This is a genomic window from Vibrio sp. QJM3NY_15, assembly GCF_057785995.1.
The window spans coordinates 965,788-991,855 of sequence record NZ_CM173517.1 but is presented as its reverse complement, the minus strand read 5'-3'; the positions used below and the strand labels follow the sequence as shown (position 1 = coordinate 991,855).

The following is a 26,068-nucleotide window of genomic DNA, read 5'->3' as shown; positions in this document are numbered from 1 at the left end:
GTAAAGTCCTTAGGCTAATGCCTCGGTGAGCATTGAACTGAATTGTTTCAGCAAAGTAGACGCTTGTTCGGGAGGCGTCTTAACTTCAACGAGCAAGGTACCCTGACCTTGTTCGAAATGTTGTTCGACAATCGTTTGATAGCAATTCAAAGTTTCTGGCGCCGCATAACCAAGCTGGAATTGCGCAGCGGCATGTTCAAAACCGAAACCATGGGGCATTTGATATAGAGATTGTTTTTGTTGCTCAGGAACGGGCAACAAGTCAAAGATCGCACCGCCATCATTATTGGTCACAACAATCACCATCGGCGTTAAATTATGAGTAAGCAGAGCGAGTGAGTTGAGGTCGTAAAGCAAAGAGGTATCGCCAATCAACATCATCAAGGGGTTTTGGTTGGCTTTTACCACGCCCGCAGCCGTTGCTACCAAGCCATCAATGCCCGATGCGCCACGATTACTGTAAACTTGATTCGCAGATATTGATGACAGCATATCCACCAGCCTTACCATCAAGCTATTTCCCACAAATAGCTCTCTGTCTTTAAGTCTAGTCGACAAGTCAACTGCAACGCTCAACTCGGTCAGTTGGTCATTATTGGATATTTGCGCCAATGCCAATTGTTGAACCGTATTCGCGATTTCGACCAAAGGTGCAGCCCAGCCAGCATGTTGACCTAATAAGGTGGGTAAATGCTGCTCTGACACCCACGACTCAATATCAGCAACGATATGGGTTTGAGGCAGATGATCTTGGTTGATTCGGTGCGTATCTGGTGACACAACAATGTATTGTGATGAGCAGAATGATGAAGCTTGCGACTTTATCCAATGATTAAGGCGCTTAGAAACAATGCGCTCACCGAACTGAAAGATAAAGTCACATTGATTGAGTTGCGCTTTAGCTACGTCACTCTGCATCCACAGATCATAATGCTTCCAATCGCTTGTGACACCTGATTGAGGATCGCAAAAAACTGGCCAGCCTAATGCCGTAGCAAACTGCTGAGCTTTTGTCGCTTGTTCAATATCTAGCGAACCGAGAATAACCACACCCTTACGTCCAAGATACTCAGCAGGAGCAATCGGTTGTGTATTCACTTGATCAGGTAAAAACGTTTGGCTGTAACAACCTGTTCCCGACTTCCACCCAGAGATACTGGATGTGTATTCCGCATACATTTCCGCGCTGTTCGCAGAATATAGAGGCTCTGGGAACGGACAGTTGATATGAATCGCACCACCAACATTGCGTTGTTTCGCCAGCGCGTTATCAACCGATGTCAGAAGCCAATTCAATGAAATCTGTGTGGTTGGACTTGGTAGATTTAAAGCACTGTCAACATGGGAAGAAAAGATACCTTGCTGTTGAATCGCTTGATTAGCGCCACAGTCGACTAAATCGATAGGTCGATCAGAGGTCAGCAAAATCAGCTTTTCTCGTGTCAGCCCAGATTCAGCCGTCGCAGGAAGAAGGTTTGCAACAGCAGTACCAGAGGTGACAATCACAGCAACTGGCTTATCGCTGGCTTTCGCTAAACCTAACGCAAGAAAACCAAGCCCACGCTCATCAAAGTGCGTGTGTAAGGTTAACTTGGGGTTAGCTTCAGCTTCGAGAGTTAACGGCGTTGAGCGCGAGCCCGGCGCGACACAAACATGTTCAACGCCGCTGCGGGCTAGCTCTTCAAGTAACGTGTGACACCAAACTCTATTTAATACGGCTTGGTCGTGATTCATGACGCCACACCCAGAGGTGGGTGATCTGAAATTAAACTGAGCAGAGTCGACATTTTCTTATTCAACTCTTGCCACTCATGCTCAGCAACCGATCCCGGCACGATCCCGGCACCCGCAAACAGTTGTACTTGATCGTTTACAATCAAGGCACTTCGAATCGCGACACAGAATTCAGCGCGTTGATGGCTAATATAACCAACAGAGCCTGCATACCAGCCTCTCGCAAACGGTTCGTGTTCAAGAATAAAATCCATCGCCTCTTTGCGCGGTAAACCCGCTACCGCAGCAGTCGGCTGTAAGGCAGCAAGCAACTGCACACCATTGACGCCGTTATTGAGCTGAGCATGGATATTACGCTTAAGATGCTGCACCTTACGCAAACGCACAAGTCGCGCCTCTTTTTCAACGTGTACCGTTTGAGAATGAGGAGCGAGACGCTCAATGATATCGTCAACCACATATTGGTTTTCATTGAGGTTTTTACTGTCTTGAGAAAGCCAGTTGGCTAACTCCATATCTTCTGTCGCGTTTTCTCCGCGACCAATGGTTCCCGCAAGCGCTTCAGTATTAAGCTCAGTGCCATATCGGCTGTACAAACGCTCTGGCGTTGAGCCAATAAAGCTGTGTTTGGAATCCAATACCAACATAAAGTGAAAGCTGTGATGGTTTTGAAGATAGCTGGCCTTGAGTAACTGAGCCGCGCAGATTGGCGCATCCAATTGCAATGTGGTTCTACGAGCTAATACGACTTTTTTATATTCTTCATCGCTGATGCACTGAAGCACTTTATCGACCAGATTGCCCCACTGTTCTCGTTCTGGAACATGGTTAATCTGTTCAATGTGCGCCGACAAGGGTGCCAATATCGCCGCTTCTACAGAAAGCTTATTCAAAGCATTAATGGAAACAACGCGATCAGGAGACAAATTAACCGCCAGCGACCAAGTGTCGTCAAAGCGAATTAATTCAACCTGAGGAAGAAAGAAGAATGATTCCATGCAACGGCGGTTCTTTGCGGTATGTCCGTCAAATGAACGTCCACCCCAAATTCGTTGGTCTTCACCAAGAATGGCATACGCGGGAGCAGGATCGGAGAAAGTATGCAGTTGACCGAGCGCGACCACTTCTTCACGAGTGTCGCGTGACTGCCAATAGAACTTTGGAAAGAGCGGTTGAGCATGAAGCCATTCTATAAATGCAAACGATGGTTTTTGCGTTAGAACTTCAACACAACGAACTTCACTTGCTTGGGCATTTTGTACTCGCTCAATCAAAGCGGAGATAGTTTGCTGGAAATGTGACAAATCGACCTCGTTCACATCTAAATTATTATTATATTAGTTTGATACTTTATGGGCAGTACCCACTTAGATCAAGAATGTACTATATCTTTTGAACATTCCTGTGATTCTAAGCGATCCAACCTCTTTATTCATCTTAGCCAATAACAAAGAAAGCGATTAATTAAAATTTAGAAAATAGTGACAACAAAAAGACCAAACGTGACACTGAAATGCGACATTCATCAGATTTTTATTCTATCAAACCCCGTTTTGCGGTACTTTAATAAAGTATTTAAATTAATTTCAGGAAATCGGCAATGCAAAATATCGGGATGTCGTCAAAACTCAACAGCGTATGCTACGAAATCAGGGGACCTGTACTCAAACATGCTAAGCGCATGGAAGAAGAAGGGCATAAAATACTGAAGCTTAATATCGGTAACCCCGCCCCATTTGGTTTTGACGCCCCTGATGAAATCCTTGTTGATGTAATCCGTAACCTACCGACATCTCAAGGTTACTGTGACTCAAAAGGCATCTATTCAGCCCGCAAAGCGGTTGTTCAGCACTACCAGAAAAAAGGCCTACGTAACCTTGATGTAGAAGACGTTTACATTGGTAACGGCGCATCAGAGCTTATCGTTATGTCTATGCAGGCGCTACTGGATAATGGTGATGAAATCTTAGTTCCCGCTCCGGACTACCCACTATGGACAGCGTCTGTTGCGCTTTCTGGTGGCACGCCGGTTCACTACATGTGTGATGAAGATGCTGATTGGTATCCAGATTTAGATGACATGCGCGCGAAGATCTCACCAAAAACGCGCGGCATCGTTCTTATCAACCCGAACAACCCAACGGGTGCGGTATACAGTCGTGATTTCCTATTACAAGTTGTTGAGATTGCTCGTGAGCACGGTTTGATCATCTTCGCTGATGAAATCTACGACAAAGTACTTTACGACGGTGCAGTCCACACGTCAGTCGCAACGCTTGCTGAAGACGTACTCATGGTGACATTCAACGGTCTGTCTAAGGCTTATCGTGTATGTGGTTTCCGTGGTGGTTGGATGTTCTTAACGGGTCCGAAACACATCGCGAAAGGCTATGTCGAAGGGCTAGAAATGCTCGCCTCGATGCGTTTGTGTGCCAACGTACCAATGCAGCACGCCATCCAAACGGCATTGGGTGGTTATCAGAGTATCAACGAACTGATTCTTCCTGGTGGTCGACTGCTTGAGCAACGTGACCGTGCATGGGAACTGATCAACAAGATCCCTGGCGTTTCTTGTGTGAAACCAAAAGGCGCGATGTACCTGTTCCCTAAGATCGACACCAACATGTACAACATCAAAGACGATCAGAAATTCGTACTCGACTTCCTTAAGCAAGAGAAAGTGTTATTGGTTCAAGGTACTGGCTTCAACTGGCCGAAACCGGATCACTTCCGCATCGTGACTCTGCCGCACATCGAAGATCTAGAAATCGCGATTGGTCGCCTAGAGCGCTTCTTACAAACTTACAGCCAAGATGAGCTCACAGTCGATTAATTAACGCAAAAAGTTATGACTACAATTTGCTGTTTTAAAAGACTTTAACTTGTAATCAATCACTTCTATGCTTAAAAGGCTCCTGTTTGGGAGCCTTTTTTGTATCCGCTGTCTCGTATCCCTGCGCAAACACAAGATACGAGTGGAGAATTGTTTAGAAAGGACTCTTATGAAACAAAGCCATTTCTTTGCCCATCTTGCCCGTATGAAGCTGATTCAACGCTGGCCCCTGATGCGTTCAATCTCAAGCGAGAATATTTCAGAACATAGCCTACAGGTGGCTTTCGTCGCACATGCCTTGGCATTAATTAAAAATAAGAAGTTTGATGGTCAGCTCAACCCCGAGCACATTGCGCTGCTTGGCATGTACCACGATACCAGCGAGGTACTGACGGGCGATTTACCAACTCCGGTTAAATACTACAATCCAGACATCGCCCAAGAGTACAAGAAGATAGAAGCCGCAGCAGAACAAAGACTGCTTTCAATGCTACCGGAAGAATTCCAAGACGATTTCGCTCCCTTCTTAATATCCGGAACAGCAAACAAAGAAGAACAAAGCATCGTCAAGCAAGCCGACACTATCTGCGCTTACCTCAAATGCTTGGAAGAACTCAGCGCGGGAAACCACGAATACGAACAGGCCAAACGCAGGCTTGAAGAGACGCTATCACAACGCAAAAGCCCGGAGATGGATTACTTTCTGACGACATTTGCACCCAGTTTCGAATTATCACTAGACGAAATCAGTTAGCTAGGTATAAGTTGAGTGTAATTATCTAAATAAAATCAATTTGATAGGTGCTATTTTGACTTCTCCAATCGAACCACCATTTGTACTCGAGCAAGAATGGCAAGATCGAAACAACGATGAGCATAAGATCAGAAGAGACGATCACCGTAGCCCATATCAACGCGATCGTGCTCGCGTGCTTCACTCAGCAGCGTTTCGTCGTTTACAAGCCAAGACGCAAGTACATGGCACTACGGTGAATGATTTTCACCGTACCCGCTTAACTCACTCACTAGAAGCTGCTCAGCTTGGTACGGGGATTGTCGCTCAGCTAAAGAAAAAACAGCCTGAATTTCGTGATTTGTTGCCTTCAGACAGTTTGATCGACTCGCTATGCCTGGCTCACGACATTGGCCATCCACCTTATGGGCACGGTGGTGAAGTCGCGTTGAACTATATGATGCGCGATCATGGTGGCTTTGAAGGCAATGCCCAAACGTTCCGAATCGTGACTCAATTAGAACCCTACACTGAACATCACGGGATGAACCTGTCCCGACGAACTCTGTTAGGTCTGATTAAGTACCCTTCTCTGCTTAGTGAAGTTCAAGCTAAATTGCAGTCTGAGCCCGTTAAGCATCAACGACAACTCCGAGCTAAAGATTGGATGCCAGCAAAAGGCATCTATGATCATGATGAAGAACTGTTTAACTGGGTACTGGAGCCGCTTTCAAGCAGCGACCAACAGCTTCTAAAACAGAAAAGGAAATCACACACCGAACCACTTGAGCACAACAAAACCAAATACAAATCACTCGACTGTTCGATCATGGAATTGGCCGATGATATCGCTTATGGCGTGCATGATTTGGAAGATGCGATTGTGCTTGGCTCGGTAACCAAAGCACAATGGGTTGAATCGGCTTATCCTCAATTGAAAGAGATGGCTGATCCTTGGATCTGTGAGCATTTAGATTCGATTACTGAAATGCTTTTTTCGGGAGAGCAATATCGTAGAAAAGATGCGATAGGTGGGATAGTTAACGCACTACTCACCAGTATTTCTATCAAGCCCGTTGATACAGAATTTGAAAACGTGCTGCTGGCTTATAACGCTTTTCTTGAGCCGAGCATGGATGCTACGTTGGATAGGCTTAAGCGCTTTGTCAGTGAATTTGTAATTCAAGTGCCACAGGTTCAAGTGATTGAATATAAGGGTCAGCAGATCATCATGGACATGTTTGAAGCATTCAGTGCTGATCCTGAACGTTTGTTGCCACTGCCAATCAAAAAGCAATGGCTACTGCATGAAGATGAGTCGAGAAAGATGCGCGTGATAGCCGACTACATCTCATCTATGACCGATGATCTTGCTCAGAAAATGCATCAGCAACTGTTCTCGGCGCATACCGAGTTTTAATTCCTGACTCACTTTACTAAAACGGCTTAATCTAAGTAGTTTTTCTCAAACACGCCGGGCGGCATTTGATTGATTTGAAACTGAATCATTTGGTCAAATGCCGTTAGCAAAGGACTAAAATCGACGTCATTTTCTAACAAACTAAGCAAATGATAGCCAGCTTCAACGGTTGAAAGACTGTTTTCACTTGGCGCTTTGCGGATCCGGTAATTACCTTTAAGGTCTTTAGGTAAATGAACGGTTTGTAGCGCGTGCAAGTTACTCGATACCTGCCACATTTTGAACGCTTTCTTCCATGTACCATCCAATAAAATTACACGCAGCTTTTTACGTGGGCAGATTGCAGACTCAACAGAAACAGAATGTTCGCTAGGGTACAAAATCACGTGTTGATACTGCTCATCAGCCAGCAACTCGTTAAGTTGTGTATTCTCTGAAAAGTCTTCCCCCACAAGCGTCACACTGTTTTTTAGAGACAAAGAGAGGATACGCGCAGTTCCCATTGGGCGATGCGCTTCTGATGGATGCTGAAGAATGATAAGCTCAACGTTCGATTCTAGTGGCGTAACCCACTGACATATACAAGCTTTCAAAGCCTTGCTGCATTGGCGGCAATAACGAGACATGGATTTAATGTGTACCCTGTTTTAATTTTCACTTCACTTTTATGCGTCTTATTCCAACTAGAGCCTGTGCAGCCTTGGGTAGTTTGGGATAAAAATGCTATCGCCGATGGGCAATGGTGGCGGATCCTAACAGGAAACTTTTCACATACCAACTACTCGCACCTGCTGATGAATCTAGCCGGCTTATGGATCATCAGTTATCTGTTTCAACCCAATAAAAAACAACTACTCAGCGCATTGCTTTTCATTAGTTTAGTCACTGGATTCGCTCTGTTGCTGTCGAGTATTCAAATCTATGTTGGCTTATCGGGAACTTTGCATGGGCTATTTGGTTTATTCGCGCTCAGAGAGGCGCTAAACGGCAGGAGTTCTAGTTGGCTGTTAGTATTCGGATTAATCGCTAAGATAGCGTGGGAGCAGTTTGTTGGCCCTTCTAGCACGACTGGCGAACTGATTAATGCTCGTGTCGCCATTGAAGCCCACCTAGCAGGAGCATTGACTGGAGGCTTCATGGCTGTCGTTTTATTTATAACGAATAGAAAAACGAATCAAAGCTGAATTCTTTCACGGTTCTTTTCGACTGTGGCTTCACCTATCCCTTTCACGTTAACCAAACTGTCAGCGGTGGCAAACTCACCGTTCTTCTCTCTGTAATCAACAATCTCTTTTGCTTTCTTATCACCCACACCTACTAATAAGGCTGATAGCTCTTCTGCTGTCGCTGTGTTGATGTTTACCGTGATCTCAATGCCATCGTATAGCTCAGCTTTAGTTGGGCTATCAGCAAGCACTGCAGAGCTCAGGGTAATAAGAAATGAAAGAAGTAGTGTTGAATATATCGCGCGCATAAACCGTTCCTTTGTACAAAAAAGGTAACTTATGTATTTGCCGCTGCAGATAACACAAACGCCAGATAAAAATAAAGCGGGTCACCGAAGTGACCCGCTTTGTTATACATCTTGTTTTCATCAGCTTGTTTGTTGGCTCACAAATCTGAATTGGAGCTTAACAACCATATGTTGATTCTCAGTAGTAAACTCTAACTTGAGCTTGCTACTAAGGTAATCAAACGCTTACTGACCTTGACCCACTACGTAGTATTCAACGTCTGCATTTTTGCGCAGTACGTTTAGTACATTAGTAAGGTCTTGCTGATTACCAACTCGCTCTAACTGAGCACCGATTTGAGTGCTGTAAGCTGGGTTGATTTCAGCCGTCACTTTAGAAAGCTCAACAACGACGATGTTACCGTCTTGGTCTTTAGATTGACCAAATACCGCTTGGCCTTCTTCTGGTTTCGATAGTGCGAATACAGAAGCGGCAAGTGGAGAGTTACGGTCAATCGTTTCAAGTTCAGTGAACTCAAGGTTGTTGTCTGAAAGTACCGCTTCGTTACCTTGCTTAAGTTCGTTAACAAGAGATACACCAAGCTCAACCGCTTGTTGCTCTGCTTGTACCGCAGACAGTGCAGCGACAACTTGATCTTTCACTTCAGCTAGAGGAAGAACTGTTTCGTCACGAGTCTCTTCTACACGAACAACAATCACGTGCTCAGGTGCAACTTCGATAACTTCAGAGTTCAGACCGTCTTCTTTCACTTCAGGGCTCAAGATAGCTTGCATTACTGCAGGCGTCATCAGAACTTCTGGAGCGTCAGCTTGAGAGATGAAATCAGTCGTCGTGATTTTCGCGTTGATAGCTTCAGCAGAGTCGTCTAGAGAATCTGGGAATTCAAACGCTACTTTTTCAAGTTCAGTTTGTTGCTCGTAGAACTGATCAACTGCGTGTTGGTCTAGAAGCTCTGTCTTAATCTCTGCCGCTACTTCAGTGTAAGGCTGAGCTTGAGATGCTTTTAGTTCGTCTAACTTGATGATGTGGTAGCCGAAATCAGATTTAACTAGGCCAGTCGTATCGCCAATATTCTCAAGAGCGAAAGCCGCGTCTTCGAATGCTGGGTCCATAACATCACGTTCAATCCAACCTAGGTCACCGCCAACATCTGCACTACCGAAGTCATCAGATTTCTCTTCTGCTAGCGTAGCAAAATCAGCGCCTGCATTTAGCTCGTCTAGGATAGACTGAGCTTTCGCTTCGTCATCGCCTTGAACTAGGATGTGGCTAACTTTACGTTGCTCTTCAGTTGAGTACTTGTCTAAGTGCTCTTGGTAGTATTTCTGAGCTTCTTCATCGCTAACTTCAAGCTGAGACTTAAGTGCTTCAGCAGAAAGTTCAATGTAAGACACCTTGGCTTGCTCTGGACGAGTGTAAGCTGCTGGGTTCTCTTGGTAGTACTGTTCGATTTGTTCGTCAGTTAACTCGATGTCTTTTGCTAGGTCAGCAACAGAAAGAGTCACAGTACGAATGTCACGAGTTTGAGCAATAAGCTTGCTTTGCGTATCGATCTCACCTTGAAGAACGAATTCGCTGCCTTGTAGGGCAGTAACAAGCTGGTTGCGCATTAAATCACGACGCATGTATTCAGCGAAGCTTTCTGCGCTGAAACCTGCACGACGTAATGCCGATTGGTAAACTTCTTGGTCGAATTGACCAGCCGTTTGGAATTGAGGCATTTCTAGAATCATTGTACGGATTTGAGTATCACTGATTCGTAGACCTAAAGACTCAGCTTGCTGTTCAAGTAGAACGTCATTGATCATGCGATCAAGAACTGATTTACGGAAAGACTCTACGTATGCAGGGTCTGCAAGCATTTGGGCAAAGTAATCGCCTAGTTGAGACTGCATGCGATTACGTTCGTTTTGGTAAGCCTGTTCGAACTCACCACGAGCGATTTCTGTATTGCCAACTTTAGCTGCTGCGTTGTTACCGCCACCGGTGATGTAGCTGCCTACACCTGCGAATACGAATGACAGGATAATCAACCCAAGGATAATTTTTACCGCGATGCTATTCACGCCTTCGCGTAATCGATCCATCATAATTTAAGTGCTCTCCGGATATGAAGCATTGGCTTCAAAATAAAAATCTATTCACGCGATATTATCAGAAAAAGAAATGCGCATCAGTAGGATGCGCATAATTTAAATAAGTTCAATGTGCTTTGCACACATACTGTCTAAGAATGAAACATCATTTTTCAAACAGTAAACGCATTTTACTGCCTTCCCCTCTTAAAACTCGAGGTTTCAGCAGTGAAAATTAGTTACATGCGTCTTTAAGTGCTTTACCCGCTTTGAAGCCAGGTACTTTAGCTTCTGCGATTTGGATCTCTTCACCAGTTTTTGGGTTACGACCTGTACGAGCAGCACGAGTACGAACACTGAAAGTACCAAAGCCTACAAGTGCCACTTGGTCACCTGATTGTAGCGTTGTGCCAACTGCTTCGATGAAAGCGTCTAGAGCGCGGCCAGCTGAAGCTTTAGAGATGTCTGCGTTTTCTGCGATTGATTCTACTAGTTGTGTTTTATTCACTGTTTTTCCCCTATGTGTCATCTGTGACTACTTCTCGATGACTGTACGTTCCATTTTGGTTTTAATTTAGCCGCAAGCCTTATTACAAAAGGGATTGCCGCTTTAGTGGAATAACTTAGCGTCCAAAAAAAACGCTGACAAGCCTTTTCGGGCCTATCAGCGTAATTCTTTACTAGTTTTTGCTACGCATCACTATTTTTTCACGTCAAACTCGACCCCTGACGGATCTCGTTCTAGCGCGACTTTCAGTACTTCATCAATCCACTGGACTGGGATCACTTGTAAGTCAGCAATAACATTGTCTGGAATCTCTTCCAAATCACGCTCATTGTCTTTTGGAATCAAGACCGTTTTGATGCCACCACGGTGTGCAGCAAGCAGTTTTTCTTTCAAGCCACCGATAGGTAAAACTTCACCACGTAGGGTAATTTCACCAGTCATACCCACTTCAGCTTTCACAGGGTTACCCGTTAAGCTAGAAACAAGTGCAGTACACATTGCGATACCCGCACTTGGGCCATCTTTTGGTGTTGCACCTTCAGGTACGTGAACGTGAATATCACGCTTCTCGTAGAAATCTGAATTAATACCCAGATTTTCCGCACGAGAACGAACCACAGTCATTGCCGCTTGAATCGATTCTTTCATCACATCACCAAGAGAACCGGTTTGCGTTAGCTTACCTTTACCTGGCATTGATTCAGTTTCGATAGTCAGCAGATCGCCGCCAACTTGAGTCCACGCTAAACCAGTCACTTGACCGATACGGTTGCTCTCATCCGCTTTGCCGAAGTCATTACGTTGAACACCCAAGTACTCTTTCAGGTTATCAATGTTAACCGTTACAGACTTAAGGCTGCTGTCTAGCAGGATGTTCTTAACTGCTTTACGACAGATCTTAGAGATTTCACGCTCTAAGTTACGCACACCCGCTTCACGCGTGTAATAACGAATAATGCCGACAATTGCAGAATCTTCGATATTAATCTCGTGAGGCTTAAGACCGTTACGTTGAACTTGCTTGTCCAGTAAGTGGCTCTTAGCAATGTTCAGCTTTTCGTCTTCTGTGTAACCCGACAGACGAATCACTTCCATACGGTCCAGTAGCGGGCCAGGAATGTCCATTGAGTTAGACGTTGCAACAAACATCACATCTGACAGATCGTAATCGACTTCTAAGTAGTGATCGTTGAATGCAACGTTTTGCTCTGGATCTAGCACTTCTAGAAGCGCTGAAGATGGGTCGCCACGCATATCAGACGACATCTTATCGATTTCATCTAATAGGAACAGTGGATTCTTAACGCCAACTTTAGACATCTTCTGGATCAGTTTACCCGGAAGTGAACCGATATAAGTACGACGGTGACCGCGAATTTCCGCTTCGTCACGTACGCCACCTAAAGCCATACGAGTGTATTTACGACCCGTTGCAGCGGCAATCGAGCGACCTAGTGAGGTCTTACCTACACCAGGAGGACCAACAAGACAAAGGATTGGACCTTTTAGCTTGTTAATTCGGTTTTGTACTGCCAAGTATTCAAGGATACGTTCTTTAACACGCTCTAAGCCGTAGTGGTCTTCATTCAAGACCTCTTCCGCTTTCGCTAAATTCTTCTTAACTTTTGAACGCTTAGCCCAAGGAACACCAACCATCCAATCAATGTAGCTACGTACTACTGTTGCTTCAGCAGACATTGGCGACATCATTTTCAGTTTTTGCAGTTCTTGCTCGGTTTTTTCACGAGCTTCTTGAGGCATTTTTGAATCTTCGATCTTCTTCTTCAGAGTCTCGAATTCATCAGGTGCGTCATCCATCTCGCCCAGTTCTTTCTGAATCGCTTTCATTTGCTCATTCAGGTAGTACTCGCGCTGAGATTTTTCCATCTGCTTCTTAACGCGGCCACGAATGCGTTTTTCAACTTGCAGGATGTCAATTTCTGACTCCATTTGGCCCATTAAGAATTCCAGACGTTCAGTCACATCTGCAATTTCTAGAACGTGCTGCTTATCTACCAACTTAAGTGGCATGTGCGCTGCAATCGTATCGGCTAGGCGTGCAGCCTCATCAATACCGTTCAGAGACGTTAGAACTTCTGGTGGGATTTTTTTGTTTAGCTTAATAAAGCCTTCGAATTGATTGATCGCGCTGCGAACAACCACTTCTTGTTCTTTTTCGTCAAGTTCTGAGGTTACAACGTATTCGGCATCCGCTAGGAAAAATTCACTTTCTTTAAATTGGTGAATTTTTGCACGCTGCTGACCTTCAACAAGTACTTTTACAGTACCGTCAGGGAGCTTAAGTAACTGAAGAATGGTAGCAACGGTACCTACATTAAATAGGTCTTCGATTGAAGGCTCATCAGTGTCCGCTTCTTTCTGCGCTACAAGTAGTACTTGTTTGTTAGCTTCCATTGCCGATTCAAGGCAAGTAATCGATTTTTCACGACCGACAAACAATGGAATAACCATGTGTGGGTAAACCACTACATCACGTAGAGGTAGCACGGGGATTTCGATACGCTCGGAACGTTCCAAGTTCATATATTTCTCTCTTCCGCTTTAACTTATAAAGCAGTATATGGGGCTTAAACGACTGGATTCAATGGAAGAATAAAAAAAAGGAGGTAATTGCTTACCTCCTTTTTCAATTTGAGTGACTTGTCTAAAAAAGACCTACTCTGCAACCGCGGCTTGGTTATCTGAGTTGCTGTAAATCAACAGTGGTTCTGACTCACCATTAATTACCGACTCATCAATCACAACCTTGCTTACATCTGTCGAAGATGGCAGTTCGTACATAGTTTCTAGTAGAACACCCTCCAAGATAGAACGCAGACCACGAGCACCCGTTTTACGTTCCATTGCTTTCTTAGCAATCGCACGTAGAGCATCTTCGCGGAATTCTAATTCAGTATCTTCGATTTCAAACAATGCTGCGTACTGCTTAGTAAGCGCATTCTTCGGTTCACAAAGAATTTGAACTAGAGCTTCTTCGTCAAGTTCCGTCAATGTCGTTGTCACGGGTAGACGACCAATGAATTCCGGAATTAGACCGTACTTCACCAAATCTTCAGGCTCAACTTGAGTGAACAATTCACCCACAGTTTTTGCTTCGTCTTTTGAACGCACTTCTGCGCCAAAACCAATGCTCGAACCTTTTTCTACACGTTGTTCAATCACTTTATCTAGGCCAGAGAATGCTCCGCCACAAATAAATAGGATCTTAGACGTGTCCACTTGCAAGAACTCTTGCTGTGGATGCTTACGACCACCTTGAGGTGGAACTGAAGCAACTGTACCTTCAACAAGTTTTAGTAGAGCTTGCTGTACACCTTCACCAGACACGTCACGCGTGATTGATGGGTTTTCAGCTTTACGAGAAATCTTGTCGATTTCATCGATGTAAACAATGCCACGTTCTGCTTTCGCTACGTCATAATCACATTTCTGAAGCAACTTCTGGATGATGTTTTCAACATCTTCGCCCACGTAACCAGCTTCGGTTAGTGTTGTTGCATCTGCCATTGTGAATGGAACGTCTAGGAAACGAGCCAGCGTTTCAGCCAGTAGCGTTTTACCACTACCAGTAGGACCGATAAGAAGAATGTTACTCTTACCTAGCTCTACGCCTTCAGCTGTCGTGTCACCATTACGTAAACGTTTGTAGTGGTTGTATACCGCAACTGCTAGCACTTTTTTCGCGTATTCTTGACCGATTACATAGTCGTCAAGATGCTCACGAATCTCACGCGGCGTTGGCAGCGATTCCGATTCTTTCTTAGGAAGAACATCTTTAATTTCTTCACGAATAATGTCGTTACAAAGATCGACACATTCATCACAAATGTAAACAGAAGGACCTGCGATTAACTTGCGAACTTCGTGTTGGCTTTTGCCACAGAAAGAGCAGTAAAGCAGTTTACCGCTACCACCCTCTTTGCTTTTATCTGTCATTCGCTAACCTCTTAGCCTTTACTCTCTATGCTTGAGTGTATATCAATTTGAATCACTTTGCGTTAAACAATTGCCGTGCAATTATTGACCGCGGTGATTAAGAACTGAATCCACTAAGCCGTATTCTACTGCTTGATCAGCAGACATGAAATTGTCACGATCTGTATCACGCTCAACAACTTCTAGAGGCTGACCTGTATGCTCTGCCAATAGTTTGTTTAGCTTTTGCTTGATCGTTAGGATCTCTTGCGCGTGAATTTGAATATCAGACGCTTGGCCTTGGAAGCCGCCAAGTGGCTGGTGAATCATTACACGTGAGTTTGGAAGCACGTGACGCTTACCTGGAGTACCACCCGCTAGTAAGAATGCACCCATAGAGCAAGCTTGACCCATACATACTGTGCTCACGTTTGGCTTGATGAACTGCATTGTGTCGTAGATAGACATGCCCGCTGTTACGCTACCGCCAGGTGAGTTGATGTAAAGATAGATATCTTTGTCTGGGTTTTCTGATTCCAAGAAAAGCAGTTGAGCCACGACAAGATTTGCCATGTGGTCTTCCACTTGACCTGTTAAGAAAATGATACGTTCTTTTAATAGACGAGAATAAATATCGTAAGAACGTTCACCACGGGAAGTCTGTTCAACCACCATAGGAACTAGTGCGTCCATAATCGATGGCATTGTGTTTTTTTCTTGGTAGCTCATATTCTTATGTCCCTAAAATAAATGGCCCGAATGATTAAATCATACGGACCATTGTTAGCAGAATTGTTGACCGTACGTCAACCTTCTACGTCAGATATTACTATATTAAGCAGGTTGCTGATTCATTAGCTCGTTGAAGCTAACTTCTTTATCAGAAACTTGAGCTTTAGCGATGATTGCATCAATAGCTTGCTCTTCTAGAGCAACATTGCGCATGTTGTTCATCATTTGCTCGTTTTGCTCGTAGTAAGCAATAACTTCAGTTGGATCTTCGTATGCTGTAGCCATCTCTTGGATGATAGCTTTAACTTTTTCGTCGTCAGCTTTTAGTTCTTCAGTCTTGATTACTTCACCAAGAAGAAGACCTACAACTACGCGACGTTTAGCTTGCTCTTCGAACAGCTCACGTGGAAGTTGGTCAGCAGCTTCAGTGTTGCCACCAAAACGTTGAGCAGCTTGTTGACGAAGAACACCGATCTCTTGATCGATAAGAGCAGAAGGTACGTCGATGTTGTTTTCGTTAACTAGACCGTCGATTGCTTGCTCTTTGATGCGGTTCTTAACAGCTTGCTTAAGCTCACGCTCCATGTTCTTACGAACTTCAGCTTTAAGACCTTCAACACCGTCAGCAGCGCCAAACTTAGAAACGAATTCTTCGTTTAGTTCTGGAAGTTCACGAGCTTCAACTTTGTTGATCTTGATTGCGAACTTAGCAGCTTTACCTTTTAGGTTTTCTGCGTGGTAATCTTCTGGGAAGTTTACTTCGATTTCAAATTCCATACCTGTTGTTTTACCAACGATACCGTCTTCAAAACCAGGGATCATGCGACCAGCACCCATCTCTAGTGGGAAGTTCTCAGCTTTGCCGCCTTCGAACTCTTCACCGTCGATAGAACCAACGAAGTCGATAGTTGCACGAGAACCAGCGTCAGCTGCAGTTTCAACTTCAGTCCAAGTTGCTTGTTGCTTACGTAGAGTTTCGATCATCTCTTCAACGTCAGCTTCTTTAACTTCTACTGCTGGTTTCTCAACAGTGATGTTTTCTAGACCTTTCAGCTCAACTTCTGGGTAAACTTCAAAAGTTGCGTTGAATACTAGGTCAGCGCCTGCGTTGTTTTCAACTGGTGCGAAAGTAGGTGCGCCAGCTGGGTTGATTTTCTCTTTAACGATCGCTTCGATGAAGTGACGTTGCATTACTTCGCCCATCACGTCTTGACGTACTGCTTGGCCGTACATTTTAGCAACCATCTTCATTGGCACTTTGCCTTTACGGAAACCATCGAAACGACGGTTTTTCGCGATGTTGCGTAGTTCAGCTGTAACTGCATCTTCGATGTTAGCAGCAGGAACAGTAATATTAAGACGGCGCTCTAGGCCTTCTAGCGTTTCAACAGTAACTTGCATTATATAAACCTCAAAACTGGCTCAGTAATCTGAGCATATGAGCCGTAACTTAGCTTTTATTCAAAGCCGACGTTGTTAGCTTCATTCTTGTGTAGTGCTCTATCCGAACACCTAATTTAAAATCGAGCATTGATGTCTGAATTGATTATTCAACCAAACACCAGACTAATCAGCGATATCTTCGTTCTTCACGCGTCGATTAAAACGCAATAAAGCTTGTTTTCAGAAACAAGAAAGGTATCTCCGATTAGCCTCAGGACAGAAATTTTAGACGCGACATTCTAGCGATCTGTTTAATCTCTGTCGAGCCGTTCACCTCTGCTTGATGATGAATGCTCTAAATTCGTCCAACTAAATGATACAAAAACGATCAAATCATCACTTAGCACATCAGAAATGGGGACAATAGCGACTTTTTCAAGGGAATGGAGGGCTTTTTTTGCTAAAAACCTTAAAAAGAGATCTTGCTCTTGTTTTACCCCTCAGAGTCGATAACTTTTTCAACAATCTCCATTACAAGGCCTTAACCTATTCTGAGCTGCTAACTCTTAAATTTCCGTAAAAATAACTATTGTTTACGGTCTTAACCCGAGAATGCAGGCTTGTTGATTTTGCCCAGATTTAGCGGAGATCCACCATGTTTCAAGCTTTAAGAGTGCCTGTTTTATTGTTGATCACTTATAGCTTGTTGATGATTGTCGGTGGCCACTGGGTATGGAACACCAGCCATCAAAGTTTGTTAAATGATCATCAATCCAAACTCGACCGCTTTTCGGTCCATATTTCAAGCCAACTCGACAAATTCGCGCACATTCCAGAGCTATTATCAAAAGACAAAGAGTTGATTGATGCCCTGCATTCACCCAGTAACTCTGCGCAAATTGAACTCACGAATCGCTACCTACGCCATGTAAACAGTGTCATTCAAGCATCAGACACGTATTTACTCGACAGCATCGGCACCACGATTGCGGCCAGTAATTGGAATCAACAGCGCTCTTTTGTTGGACGTAACTTTGCTTTTCGTCCCTATTTCCAACAAGCCATTCTTGGTCATGAAAACCAATACTTTGCGTTAGGTTCGACCTCAGGAAAACGCGGCTATTACTATTCCTACCCTGTATCCTATGCCGCTGAAATTATTGGCGTTATTGTCGTAAAGATGGATTTATCGCTGATTGAAGCCAGTTGGAAGGGTAAGCAGAGCTTTTTTGTTGCTGACGATAAAGACCAAATTGTTTTCATGTCGAGTAATCCTGAATGGCTGTTCAAAAGCCTGCAACCTTTGGGCGAAGAGCAACGATCTCGTATTAGAGAAAGCCAACAATATCTAGATACCAATATCGAGAGCCTCCATTTCTCCGGCGATTTAGAAAGCGCCACCAGCAGCATTAAGTCGTCTCATCCATTGGTAAAGGAACAGTTCTTTACCTCTTCACGCTTCCTGTCCGACCCTAGATTAACCGTCAGAGTGTTCTCTCCAACTCACCTAGTCTGGTGGGATTTGATCGCCTACCTCGTGGTGTTGAGCTTAGTGTTCGCCATTATTTATCTTGCGATACAACTCAACACACATCGTCAACAAAGGCGTGCGCAGATCGACAGATTGCAGTCTGAAGCGAACCAGAAACTTGAATTTCAAGTGCTCGAAAGAACCTCTGAGCTTCATATAGAGATCAAGCAACGTATCGAAACAGAGCGCGTACTCAGACAAACCCAAGATGAACTCATCCAAGCCGCAAAATTGGCCGTTCTGGGTCAGATGTCAGCGAGCATCAGTCATGAGCTGAATAACCCTTTAGCGGCTATTCGCAGTTATGCAGACAATGGCCGACTGTTTCTCGCCAAAGAAAAGACCGACCGTGTTGATGACAACTTATCTCGGATCTCAGCGCTCACCGATCGAATGGCTAAAATCAGCCACCAACTTCGCTCCTTTGCTAAGAAATCGACCGCTGAAGAGTTACACACGTTACAAATTTTACCGGTTCTTCATTCCTCAAAAGAACTGATGAAGCCTCAACTCAAGAGCGAGAGGGTAAAAATTAATGAGTTACCCGATGCTTTTGATGTTCGAGTGGTCGCCAATGCTATCCAACTGGAACAAGTCGTTATTAACTTGCTGACCAATGCCATTCAAGCAATGGATCAACAAGACGACAAGCAATTGTCCATCTTGTTGGAGATACGACCACCAAGCACAGACACAACGAGTACACTGCTTATTCATATCGATGACAATGGCCCGGGATTTTCCTCACCTTCGAACGGTGATTTTTTCGAACCTTTCCATACTACGAAGAAGAATGGGCTTGGGTTAGGCCTGTCGATCTCTCAACAAATAATCAGCGGAATTAACGGAAAGCTTATTACAGGTACCAGCCCTCAAGGTGGTGCTCGATTTAGTATCGAGTTACCTATCGTTCCAACAAAAGAATCAGATTAGTCGCCAAGCAAACCAGTACACCTTCACCAATAATAAAAATAAAAGATTAAAGGAATAACTATGTGTCACGTCTATTTCATTGATGATGAATCCGATTTAAGAATGGCTATCGAGCAGAGTTTTGAACTTGCTGATATCGATGCTGAATTCTTTCCTGATGCAGAATCCGCCTTGCTCGCTATCCAAGCGAATGGGCTTCCCCATGTCATCATCACTGACATTTGCTTGCCAGGTATATCAGGGCATGACCTTCTCAATACCCTGATGCACAAAGATAAAGAACTTCCCGTCATTATGATCACAGGCCACGGTGACATCTCCATGGCAGTACAAGCCATCCAAGACGGTGCCTATGATTTCATTGAAAAGCCGTTTGCCAATGAGCGCTTAATTGAAACAACCAAACGTGCGATAGATAAACGTCAACTCACCCTTGAGAACCTTGAATTAAAGCGCTCGCTCAAGGCCAGTAAAGCACTTGGACCAAGAATCATTGGTGACACACAATCCATGACTGAGCTGCGTTCTATCATCACTCATGTGGCAGACACTAACGCTGACATTTTACTCTTTGGTGAAACTGGCACAGGCAAAGAGTTGGTCGCACGTTCCCTGCATGAACAAAGCAGCCGACGAGAACAAAACTTTGTCGCCGTCAATTGCGGTGCGGTTCCAGAGAACCTGATTGAAAGCGAACTCTATGGGCATGAGAAAGGCGCGTTTACTGGCGCAGAAAGCAAACGTGTCGGTAAATTTGAATTTGCTCAAGGCGGAACCCTATTCTTAGATGAAATTGAATCCATGCCAATGCAGGCACAAATACGTCTACTGCGTGTATTGCAGGAACGGGTGATTGAGAGAGTTGGATCCAATAGCTTGGTGCCTCTCGATATACGTGTGATTGCCGCCACCAAAATCGATCTAAAGAAAGCCGCTGAAGAAGGGACTTTTCGACAAGACCTCTATTACCGACTCAATGTTGTTACCTTAGATTTACCGCCGTTAAGAAGCCGCCAAGAAGACATCCCTGCACTATTTCACCACTTCTTACTGGTTGCTGCAGCTCGCTATGGGAAAACAGCGCCTGCGCTTCCACAAAAGCAGCTCCATGAGCTTCTAGCCCATGATTGGCCGGGAAATGTACGTGAATTACGTAATACTGCAGAACGTTTTGTATTGTTAGGTAAGCTTTCCCACATGTCAGAAAACAGCACCGACTCCAGCCATGAAATGTCACTCACCGATCTGGTCTCTGACTTTGAAAAAAACACGTTAAAGCAAGCACTTATTGAGTGTAACGGCAGCATAAAAGAGACAATGGAAAGGCTACAACTTCCCCGAAAAACACTCTACGACAAGATGCAAAAACACCAGCTCACGAAAGAGTCTTATAAGGTAGAACAAAACTAGATTAGATTTGGGAGTAAGATCACCTATACTTATTTTGATAACAGGATGTTATGCAATAAATAGGATAAGGAAATAGGTATGGGTGAGAAAACGAAAGTACCATCGATTACTGATACGTTTGAGATAGACGGTATCTACTACACCGATCAGCATGTCGACTTAAACACACCAGAATTAGAAGCGAAGCGAGCACTGTATGAGCAGATTAATCCTCATTCGAGTCGCGGTAGAAATATAGATGAGGAGGTCTAGTGACCTCCTCATTTTTTATTACAATAAGACTTTTTCAATTCTAATCACATAGAACGAACCGCTATTTGGTTATGATCTCCGGTCCCATCAAGGTGGTTGGTAACCATGTTGATACCCAAGGCACATACGTTACGATAATCAAGAATAAGAACATCACGCCAACCCATGGCAGTGCGGCTTTTACTACGTTCATCATCGACATCTTCGCGACTCCTGCGGTCACAAACAAGTTGAGCCCCACAGGCGGTGTGATCATCCCTATCTCCATGTTCACCACCATCATGATACCAAGGTGAATTGGGTCGATACCCAGTGCAATTGCAATTGGGAAAACCAACGGAGCAACGATGATCAGCAAGCCTGATGGCTCCATGAACTGCCCACCAATCAAGAGTAGAACGTTCACCACAATCAAGAAGGTGATTGGACCTAAACCTGCAGACAACATCGATTCCGTGATCATCTGAGGAATACGTTCTTCTGTCAGTACATGCTTAAGAATCAGAGCATTGGCAATGATAAACAGCAACATGATGGTCAGCTTACCCGCATCATAGAGCGTATCTTTGGTGTCTTTATGGAAAAACGTTTGGAACACTTTCACCAAAGCAGGCTTTGTATTTTTCTTGTCCGCAAACGGCCCCATATCTTTGTAGATAAAGTTGGCAATGAAGAACGCGTAAACCGCTGCAACAGCCGCCGCTTCTGTCGGAGTAAAGATACCGCCGTAAATACCACCTAAAATGATAACAATCAGCAACAAGCCCCAACTCGCATCCTTCGCAGCTGCGAACATCTCACCCCAACCCACAAATGGCTGTGCAGGAATTTTTTTAATACGTGCTGCAATGTAGATAGCTATCATCAACATCACACCCGCCAACAGGCCAGGAATCACACCACCTAAGAACATACGACCCACAGATACATCCGTCGCCGCAGCGTACACCACCATAACGATGGATGGTGGAATCAAGATACCCAACGTACCCGCGTTACAGATAACCCCTGCAGCGAACTCTTTTGTGTAGCCGTTTTTGATCATACCAGCGATAACAATACTACCGATTGCCACAACCGTAGCCGGTGAAGAACCTGATAACGCTGCGAACATCATACACGCCACAACCGATGCCATTGCTAAACCGCCGCGGAACCAACCCACCATTGCAATAGCAAAACGGATAATACGTTTCGCCACACCACCAGTAGACATAAAGCTAGAGGCCAAGATAAAGAAAGGAATCGCTAAGAGTGTGTAGTGGCCTGCAAATGCATTAAACAGCGTTTGTGCAACCGAAGCTAGTGACGCATCAGAGTGCATCAACAAGAATATGACGCTTGATAAACCAAGGGAAATCGCAATTGGTACACCGACCAACATGAAAGCAATTACCATTAAAAATAGAAATAACATTGCCATGATTAGTCTTCCTTACCGTTAGATTTTGTACCCGACTCGTTCGCCTTGTTTTGCTTAGTCGAATCCAATACCGCTGTCGCGTCTTCATCAGAACCCGCTAACACATCAGCTTTCAATGCATCCAGCTCTTCTTCGGCTTCATGGCCTGCAATCATGCGGTCAAGCTTGCCCGTCGCCACTTGATAAGCGATTTGGATGAATCGGAACGTCAGCATTGCCATACCAATCGGCAGCGCCATATAAGGAATAAAACGTGGCAGTTTCTCGTATCGCTCGCCTTCATTCAGCCAGTCAGCAAGAAACTGAAGCATCTCTGGCATTGGAATATCATCGGTTTCATACCAAGCTCGCTCGGTCGCGAACGGGTACCAGTAATTCCAAGAACCGATAAGAAGTAGAATTGAAAAGGCCAGGCAGCTTGTAACGGCAATCAACGCATACACTTTACGTAGCTTTTCTGGGGCAAGGTTGATGATCACATCAACACCAATGTGGAAGTGTTTTTTAACGCCATAAGATGCGCCCACTAACACCATCCAAGCGAACATGAACACAGTCAGTTCCAGTGCCCATAAGATGTTGTCGTTGAATGCATATCGAAACACCACATTGGCAAAAGTAAGTAGCGTCATTGCGCCAAGGAAAAATGCGATTAATGACTCTTCAATCACATCCGTAACTCTTCCGACTTTGGAAAAAAGAGAGGTTTCCAGTGCTGATTCGCTAGAATTTGGTTGTTCCATTTGAGGATTATCCATAATTGACTCCGCTTATAGTTATTTTAATAAGGAGTGGCGAAATGCACGCCACTCCCTTAGCGGTGTTATTGGTTTGAAGCTAACGCTGCATCGATAAGGTCTGAACCGATGTCTTTTTCAAACTTCTTCCATACTGGTTGAAGTGCAGCTACCCATGCTTCACGCTGTTCAGGCGTAAGTGTACGAACCTCACCACCGGCTTCGATGATGTTATTTTTGTTCGCTAGGTTAACTTTTGAAGATTCTGCATTACGTGTTTCAGAGACTTCTTGAACGATAGTGCCAAGCTGTGTACGTACATCTTCAGGTAGGTCTTTCCAGAAGTCGTTTGACGTTACAACTAGGTAATCCAAGATACCGTGATTGGTTTCAGTTACGCCGTCTTGTACTTCAAAGAACTTCTTACCGTAGATGTTTGACCATGTGTTCTCTTGACCATCGATAACCTTAGTTTGCAGGCCACCATAAACTTCTTTGAAAGACATCTTCTGTGGGTTAGCGCCTAGTTGTTCAAACTGAGCCACCAATACGTCTGATGCTTGAACACGGAATTTCAAACCTTCCGCGTCTTCAGGGTTGATAAGAGGTTTATTCGCCGACATCTGTTTCATGCCATTGTGCCAAAACGCTAGACCTTGAAGGCCACGACGCTTCATCGCGTTCTTCAGCTTTTCACCAGACTCTGAGTTTTGGAAACGGTCAACAGCTTCTACGTCTTCAAATAGGAAAGGAAGGTCAAAAATGCGGTATTTCTTAGTGAACTTCTCAAATTTAGACAGCGATGGTGCCGCCATTTGAACATCACCATTTAATAGGGCTTCCAATACTTTATTATCATCGTAGAGTGTTGAGTTAGGGAAAACTTGCATACAAGCTTTGCCATTCATTTCCGTGTTTACTCGCTCTTCCAGTAAAGAAGCGGCAATGCCTTTCGGGTGCTTGTCGGTATTGGTTACATGACTGAATTTAATCACGATTTCACCTGGGTCACAGTTTGCAGCAGCATTAAAACTTGTGAGCGCCAGAGCAGATACAGACAGCAGGGTAAGAGGCTTAAACATTATTATTCTCCTTAGTAAACAAAGCAGCCCTTCAATGGGAACTGCGTGCTTTCACTAAGGCAATTAGCGCGCCACATTGACACAAACCATTAACAACCCTTTAACCATAAGGCTTCATGATATCGGCCTGCAGTAGTCACCAACTCGCCGCAAAAATTAATGGGTGGAAAATGACACATAGAATATTTGTAAATGGGTGGAAGCTGACCAACGTATTAGTAATGAATAAGGCCGAATGAGGTCTGACCAAAAGCTCGATAGTCGATGATGCCTTGAAGTAATTTCTACCTATCCTGTAGAGTGCTGCACAACTTAGTCAGATTTACTACAACGCTACTTAATAAGAGTTGATATCAATGAGCCAGATCTACCATCACCCAGTACAAATTTACTATGAAGATACCGATCACTCAGGTGTGGTTTATCACCCTAACTTTCTTAAATACTTCGAGCGTGCGCGCGAGCATGTATTAGGCAGCGATAAACTGGCGACATTGTGGAATGAACATGGGTTAGGTTTTGCGGTGTATAAAGCCAACATGACTTTCCAAGATGGGGTTGAGTTCGCTGAGATCTGCGACATCCGAACCTCTTTTGAACTTGATGGCAAATACAAAACGCTATGGCGACAAGAAGTGTGGCGTAAAGATGCAACCAAACCTGCTGTGATTGGTGATATCGAAATGGTTTGCCTAGACAAAGACAAGCAACTGCAGCCCGTGCCTGCTGAAGTATTAAAAGCGATGCTTGGCGAAACGAACTAACTTCATCTCACCAAACTAGCTTAAAAGAGATGAGACGACGAAAAAGTTCTCATCTCTAATTGCATTAGAAGACTCGCCCCACCAAGCGTAACCGCAAATCGATACTGCTCATCCAACTGCCCTAAGCAACATTGCCAATCTGTAGAACTATCGGTTTGCTCAGTAACATCCAACCCAACTCCACTGTATATGCTGATTTCACCATGCAATCTAATTTCATCCTGCAAGTTTGGCTGAAAATCCGAAGCGTGAAGTGACAGTGTTTGCTCCGTCAGATTGGAGAAATCAAACGAAAAGCTTCGCAACGATGTGGCTAGCCCTTTGCCCGTCGCTTTGATATACGACTCCTTCAGCGCCCACAGATCGAAAAAGCGCTCTCTTTGTTCTTCTTTGTTGAGCTTAAGTAAATCCGTCAATTCCGTATCTGAAAAATAGTGCTTCATGATCGAGTCGATATTGGTCGAGCTTCTGGCATGTTCGATATCGACGCCTAATTGAAGTGACTTCCCTTCTCTCTGGCAAACTGCGATTAACAAATGTTCTTTGCTATGACTGATATTGAAATTCAGGCCGGTTTCTATTTGTTGTTTCTCAATTAATCTTGGCTTCCCTTTCTCACCATATTCAAAACGCCACTCTTCAGCCGACAAACAAGAGTAGAGAGATAAGATCGCTCTCAGATAATTTCGTACATACAAAGCTTGAGTCTGAGATGAGGGCATTCGATAGCGCTCAACTTTGGCTATCTCGTCTGCCGTCAGTCTCTTTTTGAGCTGAGATACATTGTCTGGCTGGTCATTCAAGTTACTCAAAGAGCATAGCCACAAATCAACAACAGGAGTTTTCATTTAACTCGAACTCACTTCTATAAATCACTCTTCACAACACGATTGGAACAACCCAATCGAACAAATTTAACTCACCTATGAATTAAGTGGAACCTAGAGAATACGGGAGGGAAACCCCCTTCATATGAGGACTTAAAACTAATTTTCCAAATAATAACAAATTAAAACACAGATCACACTTAGCCTTACACAAGAGGCATCCATTAAATGTTACTTACAAAAATATGACATAGATCTCACCAACTCAAAATATAGAGTA

General features: G+C 44.3%; 22 protein-coding genes and 1 pseudogene. 8 read left to right on the top strand and 15 right to left on the bottom strand.

The window, feature by feature from the left end:
- Nucleotides 1-9 precede the first annotated feature (9 nt).
- Both menD and AC3CKG_RS04370 read right to left on the bottom strand, forming a co-directional pair.
- The gene (menD, locus tag AC3CKG_RS04375) at nt 10-1,734 is read right to left on the bottom strand and encodes a 2-succinyl-5-enolpyruvyl-6-hydroxy-3-cyclohexene-1-carboxylic-acid synthase (protein WP_488528860.1); all 1,725 of its coding nucleotides are present in this window, start codon (nt 1,732-1,734) and stop codon (nt 10-12) included.
- Entirely contained in the window at nt 1,731-3,038 is a 1,308-nt protein-coding gene (locus AC3CKG_RS04370) for an isochorismate synthase (protein ID WP_488528859.1), read from the bottom strand. The genes menD and AC3CKG_RS04370 overlap by 4 nt, the downstream gene beginning before the upstream one ends.
- Before the next feature lie 296 nt (nt 3,039-3,334).
- Between AC3CKG_RS04370 and AC3CKG_RS04365 the strand changes: the two genes are divergently transcribed.
- The 3 genes from AC3CKG_RS04365 (at nt 3,335) to AC3CKG_RS04355 (ending at nt 6,720) form a co-directional block, all read left to right on the top strand.
- Entirely contained in the window at nt 3,335-4,567 is a 1,233-nt protein-coding gene (locus tag AC3CKG_RS04365) for a pyridoxal phosphate-dependent aminotransferase (protein ID WP_017110067.1), read from the top strand.
- A gap of 169 nt (nt 4,568-4,736) precedes the next feature.
- Nucleotides 4,737-5,321, top strand: a complete 585-nt coding sequence (gene yfbR / locus AC3CKG_RS04360; protein ID WP_065104861.1) for a 5'-deoxynucleotidase — start codon at nt 4,737-4,739, stop codon at nt 5,319-5,321.
- A 55-nt stretch (nt 5,322-5,376) separates the two neighbouring features.
- Nucleotides 5,377-6,720 carry an anti-phage deoxyguanosine triphosphatase gene (locus AC3CKG_RS04355; RefSeq protein WP_488528858.1) on the top strand — a complete coding sequence of 448 codons (1,344 nt, stop codon included), beginning with the start codon at nt 5,377-5,379 and terminating at the stop codon, nt 6,718-6,720.
- Between the two features lie 26 nt (nt 6,721-6,746).
- On the opposite strand, the gene AC3CKG_RS04350 is transcribed toward AC3CKG_RS04355, so the two are convergent.
- On the bottom strand, nt 6,747-7,346 hold the full coding sequence (locus tag AC3CKG_RS04350; RefSeq protein ID WP_488528857.1) for a tRNA-uridine aminocarboxypropyltransferase: 600 nt from the start codon (nt 7,344-7,346) through the stop codon (nt 6,747-6,749).
- Nucleotides 7,347-7,355: 9 nt separating this feature from the next.
- Here AC3CKG_RS04350 and rrtA point away from each other — a divergent pair, with 9 nt between their 5' ends.
- Nucleotides 7,356-7,904 (top strand): rhombosortase, encoded by a 549-nt coding sequence (gene rrtA, locus AC3CKG_RS04345; protein WP_488528856.1) that lies wholly within the window; start codon nt 7,356-7,358, stop codon nt 7,902-7,904.
- Here the strand turns inward: rrtA and AC3CKG_RS04340 are convergent.
- The 8 genes and pseudogenes from AC3CKG_RS04340 to AC3CKG_RS04305 form a co-directional block, all read right to left on the bottom strand.
- A complete protein-coding gene (locus tag AC3CKG_RS04340; RefSeq protein WP_102249863.1) occupies nt 7,895-8,194 on the bottom strand; it encodes a ComEA family DNA-binding protein in 300 nt (99 codons plus the stop codon). The two genes, rrtA and AC3CKG_RS04340, sit on opposite strands and share 10 nt — an antisense overlap.
- Before the next feature lie 225 nt (nt 8,195-8,419).
- Entirely contained in the window at nt 8,420-10,285 is a 1,866-nt protein-coding gene (ppiD, locus tag AC3CKG_RS04335; RefSeq protein WP_017110084.1) for a peptidylprolyl isomerase, read from the bottom strand.
- A 220-nt stretch (nt 10,286-10,505) separates the two neighbouring features.
- A complete protein-coding gene (locus AC3CKG_RS04330) occupies nt 10,506-10,778 on the bottom strand; it encodes an HU family DNA-binding protein (protein WP_004736083.1) in 273 nt (90 codons plus the stop codon).
- Nucleotides 10,779-10,970: 192 nt separating this feature from the next.
- On the bottom strand, nt 10,971-13,322 hold the full coding sequence (gene lon / locus AC3CKG_RS04325) for an endopeptidase La (RefSeq protein WP_488528855.1): 2,352 nt from the start codon (nt 13,320-13,322) through the stop codon (nt 10,971-10,973).
- Nucleotides 13,323-13,454: 132 nt separating this feature from the next.
- The gene (clpX, locus tag AC3CKG_RS04320; RefSeq protein WP_017110086.1) at nt 13,455-14,735 is read right to left on the bottom strand and encodes an ATP-dependent protease ATP-binding subunit ClpX; all 1,281 of its coding nucleotides are present in this window, start codon (nt 14,733-14,735) and stop codon (nt 13,455-13,457) included.
- Between the two features lie 81 nt (nt 14,736-14,816).
- A complete protein-coding gene (gene clpP, locus AC3CKG_RS04315) occupies nt 14,817-15,443 on the bottom strand; it encodes an ATP-dependent Clp endopeptidase proteolytic subunit ClpP (RefSeq protein WP_004736080.1) in 627 nt (208 codons plus the stop codon).
- Between the two features lie 105 nt (nt 15,444-15,548).
- The gene (gene tig, locus AC3CKG_RS04310) at nt 15,549-16,847 is read right to left on the bottom strand and encodes a trigger factor (protein ID WP_017110087.1); all 1,299 of its coding nucleotides are present in this window, start codon (nt 16,845-16,847) and stop codon (nt 15,549-15,551) included.
- Nucleotides 16,848-17,140: 293 nt separating this feature from the next.
- Nucleotides 17,141-17,323 (bottom strand): annotated as a pseudogene (locus AC3CKG_RS04305) (hypothetical protein); the annotation flags it as partial.
- A 161-nt stretch (nt 17,324-17,484) separates the two neighbouring features.
- Between AC3CKG_RS04305 and AC3CKG_RS04300 the strand changes: the two are divergent.
- From AC3CKG_RS04300 to AC3CKG_RS04290, 3 genes are all read left to right on the top strand, one after another.
- Complete coding sequence (locus tag AC3CKG_RS04300; protein ID WP_488528854.1) at nt 17,485-19,293, top strand: sensor histidine kinase; 1,809 nt, start codon at nt 17,485-17,487, stop codon at nt 19,291-19,293.
- Between the two features lie 60 nt (nt 19,294-19,353).
- Nucleotides 19,354-20,703, top strand: a complete 1,350-nt coding sequence (locus tag AC3CKG_RS04295; protein WP_488528853.1) for a sigma-54-dependent transcriptional regulator — start codon at nt 19,354-19,356, stop codon at nt 20,701-20,703.
- 78 nt (nt 20,704-20,781) lie between these two features.
- Complete coding sequence (locus AC3CKG_RS04290; protein ID WP_170960631.1) at nt 20,782-20,955, top strand: hypothetical protein; 174 nt, start codon at nt 20,782-20,784, stop codon at nt 20,953-20,955.
- A 61-nt stretch (nt 20,956-21,016) separates the two neighbouring features.
- On the opposite strand, the gene AC3CKG_RS04285 is transcribed toward AC3CKG_RS04290, so the two are convergent.
- The 3 genes from AC3CKG_RS04285 to AC3CKG_RS04275 all read right to left on the bottom strand — a co-directional run bounded on the left by AC3CKG_RS04285 (nt 21,017) and on the right by AC3CKG_RS04275 (nt 24,197).
- Nucleotides 21,017-22,378 (bottom strand): TRAP transporter large permease, encoded by a 1,362-nt coding sequence (locus AC3CKG_RS04285; protein ID WP_004736074.1) that lies wholly within the window; start codon nt 22,376-22,378, stop codon nt 21,017-21,019.
- 2 nt (nt 22,379-22,380) lie between these two features.
- Nucleotides 22,381-23,136 carry a TRAP transporter small permease gene (locus AC3CKG_RS04280; RefSeq protein ID WP_076671185.1) on the bottom strand — a complete coding sequence of 252 codons (756 nt, stop codon included), beginning with the start codon at nt 23,134-23,136 and terminating at the stop codon, nt 22,381-22,383.
- A 65-nt stretch (nt 23,137-23,201) separates the two neighbouring features.
- A complete protein-coding gene (locus AC3CKG_RS04275) occupies nt 23,202-24,197 on the bottom strand; it encodes a TRAP transporter substrate-binding protein (protein WP_004736072.1) in 996 nt (331 codons plus the stop codon).
- A gap of 356 nt (nt 24,198-24,553) precedes the next feature.
- On the opposite strand from AC3CKG_RS04275, the gene AC3CKG_RS04270 reads away from it, so the two are divergent.
- Nucleotides 24,554-24,961, top strand: a complete 408-nt coding sequence (locus AC3CKG_RS04270; protein ID WP_016784706.1) for a thioesterase family protein — start codon at nt 24,554-24,556, stop codon at nt 24,959-24,961.
- Between the two features lie 20 nt (nt 24,962-24,981).
- On the opposite strand, the gene AC3CKG_RS04265 is transcribed toward AC3CKG_RS04270, so the two are convergent.
- Entirely contained in the window at nt 24,982-25,809 is an 828-nt protein-coding gene (locus tag AC3CKG_RS04265; protein ID WP_488528852.1) for a 4'-phosphopantetheinyl transferase family protein, read from the bottom strand.
- Nucleotides 25,810-26,068: the final 259 nt, after the last annotated feature.

Excerpts from the sequence above, each read along its gene's own strand:
- AC3CKG_RS04365 (WP_017110067.1), top strand. The coding sequence starts at position 3,335 with ATGCAAAATATCGGGATGTCGTCAAAACTCAACAGCGTATGCTACGAA.
- AC3CKG_RS04350 (WP_488528857.1), bottom strand. The coding sequence starts at position 7,346 with ATGTCTCGTTATTGCCGCCAATGCAGCAAGGCTTTGAAAGCTTGTATA.
- AC3CKG_RS04290 (WP_170960631.1), top strand. The coding sequence starts at position 20,782 with ATGGGTGAGAAAACGAAAGTACCATCGATTACTGATACGTTTGAGATA.
- clpP (WP_004736080.1), bottom strand. The coding sequence starts at position 15,443 with ATGAGCTACCAAGAAAAAAACACAATGCCATCGATTATGGACGCACTA.
- AC3CKG_RS04295 (WP_488528853.1), top strand. The coding sequence starts at position 19,354 with ATGTGTCACGTCTATTTCATTGATGATGAATCCGATTTAAGAATGGCT.
- AC3CKG_RS04340 (WP_102249863.1), bottom strand. The coding sequence starts at position 8,194 with ATGCGCGCGATATATTCAACACTACTTCTTTCATTTCTTATTACCCTG.
- AC3CKG_RS04275 (WP_004736072.1), bottom strand. The coding sequence starts at position 24,197 with ATGTTTAAGCCTCTTACCCTGCTGTCTGTATCTGCTCTGGCGCTCACA.
- AC3CKG_RS04280 (WP_076671185.1), bottom strand. The coding sequence starts at position 23,136 with ATGGATAATCCTCAAATGGAACAACCAAATTCTAGCGAATCAGCACTG.
- tig (WP_017110087.1), bottom strand. The coding sequence starts at position 16,847 with ATGCAAGTTACTGTTGAAACGCTAGAAGGCCTAGAGCGCCGTCTTAAT.
- yfbR (WP_065104861.1), top strand. The coding sequence starts at position 4,737 with ATGAAACAAAGCCATTTCTTTGCCCATCTTGCCCGTATGAAGCTGATT.
- AC3CKG_RS04300 (WP_488528854.1), top strand. The coding sequence starts at position 17,485 with ATGTTTCAAGCTTTAAGAGTGCCTGTTTTATTGTTGATCACTTATAGC.
- ppiD (WP_017110084.1), bottom strand. The coding sequence starts at position 10,285 with ATGATGGATCGATTACGCGAAGGCGTGAATAGCATCGCGGTAAAAATT.
- AC3CKG_RS04265 (WP_488528852.1), bottom strand. The coding sequence starts at position 25,809 with ATGAAAACTCCTGTTGTTGATTTGTGGCTATGCTCTTTGAGTAACTTG.
- AC3CKG_RS04270 (WP_016784706.1), top strand. The coding sequence starts at position 24,554 with ATGAGCCAGATCTACCATCACCCAGTACAAATTTACTATGAAGATACC.
- menD (WP_488528860.1), bottom strand. The coding sequence starts at position 1,734 with ATGAATCACGACCAAGCCGTATTAAATAGAGTTTGGTGTCACACGTTA.
- AC3CKG_RS04285 (WP_004736074.1), bottom strand. The coding sequence starts at position 22,378 with ATGGCAATGTTATTTCTATTTTTAATGGTAATTGCTTTCATGTTGGTC.
- clpX (WP_017110086.1), bottom strand. The coding sequence starts at position 14,735 with ATGACAGATAAAAGCAAAGAGGGTGGTAGCGGTAAACTGCTTTACTGC.
- lon (WP_488528855.1), bottom strand. The coding sequence starts at position 13,322 with ATGAACTTGGAACGTTCCGAGCGTATCGAAATCCCCGTGCTACCTCTA.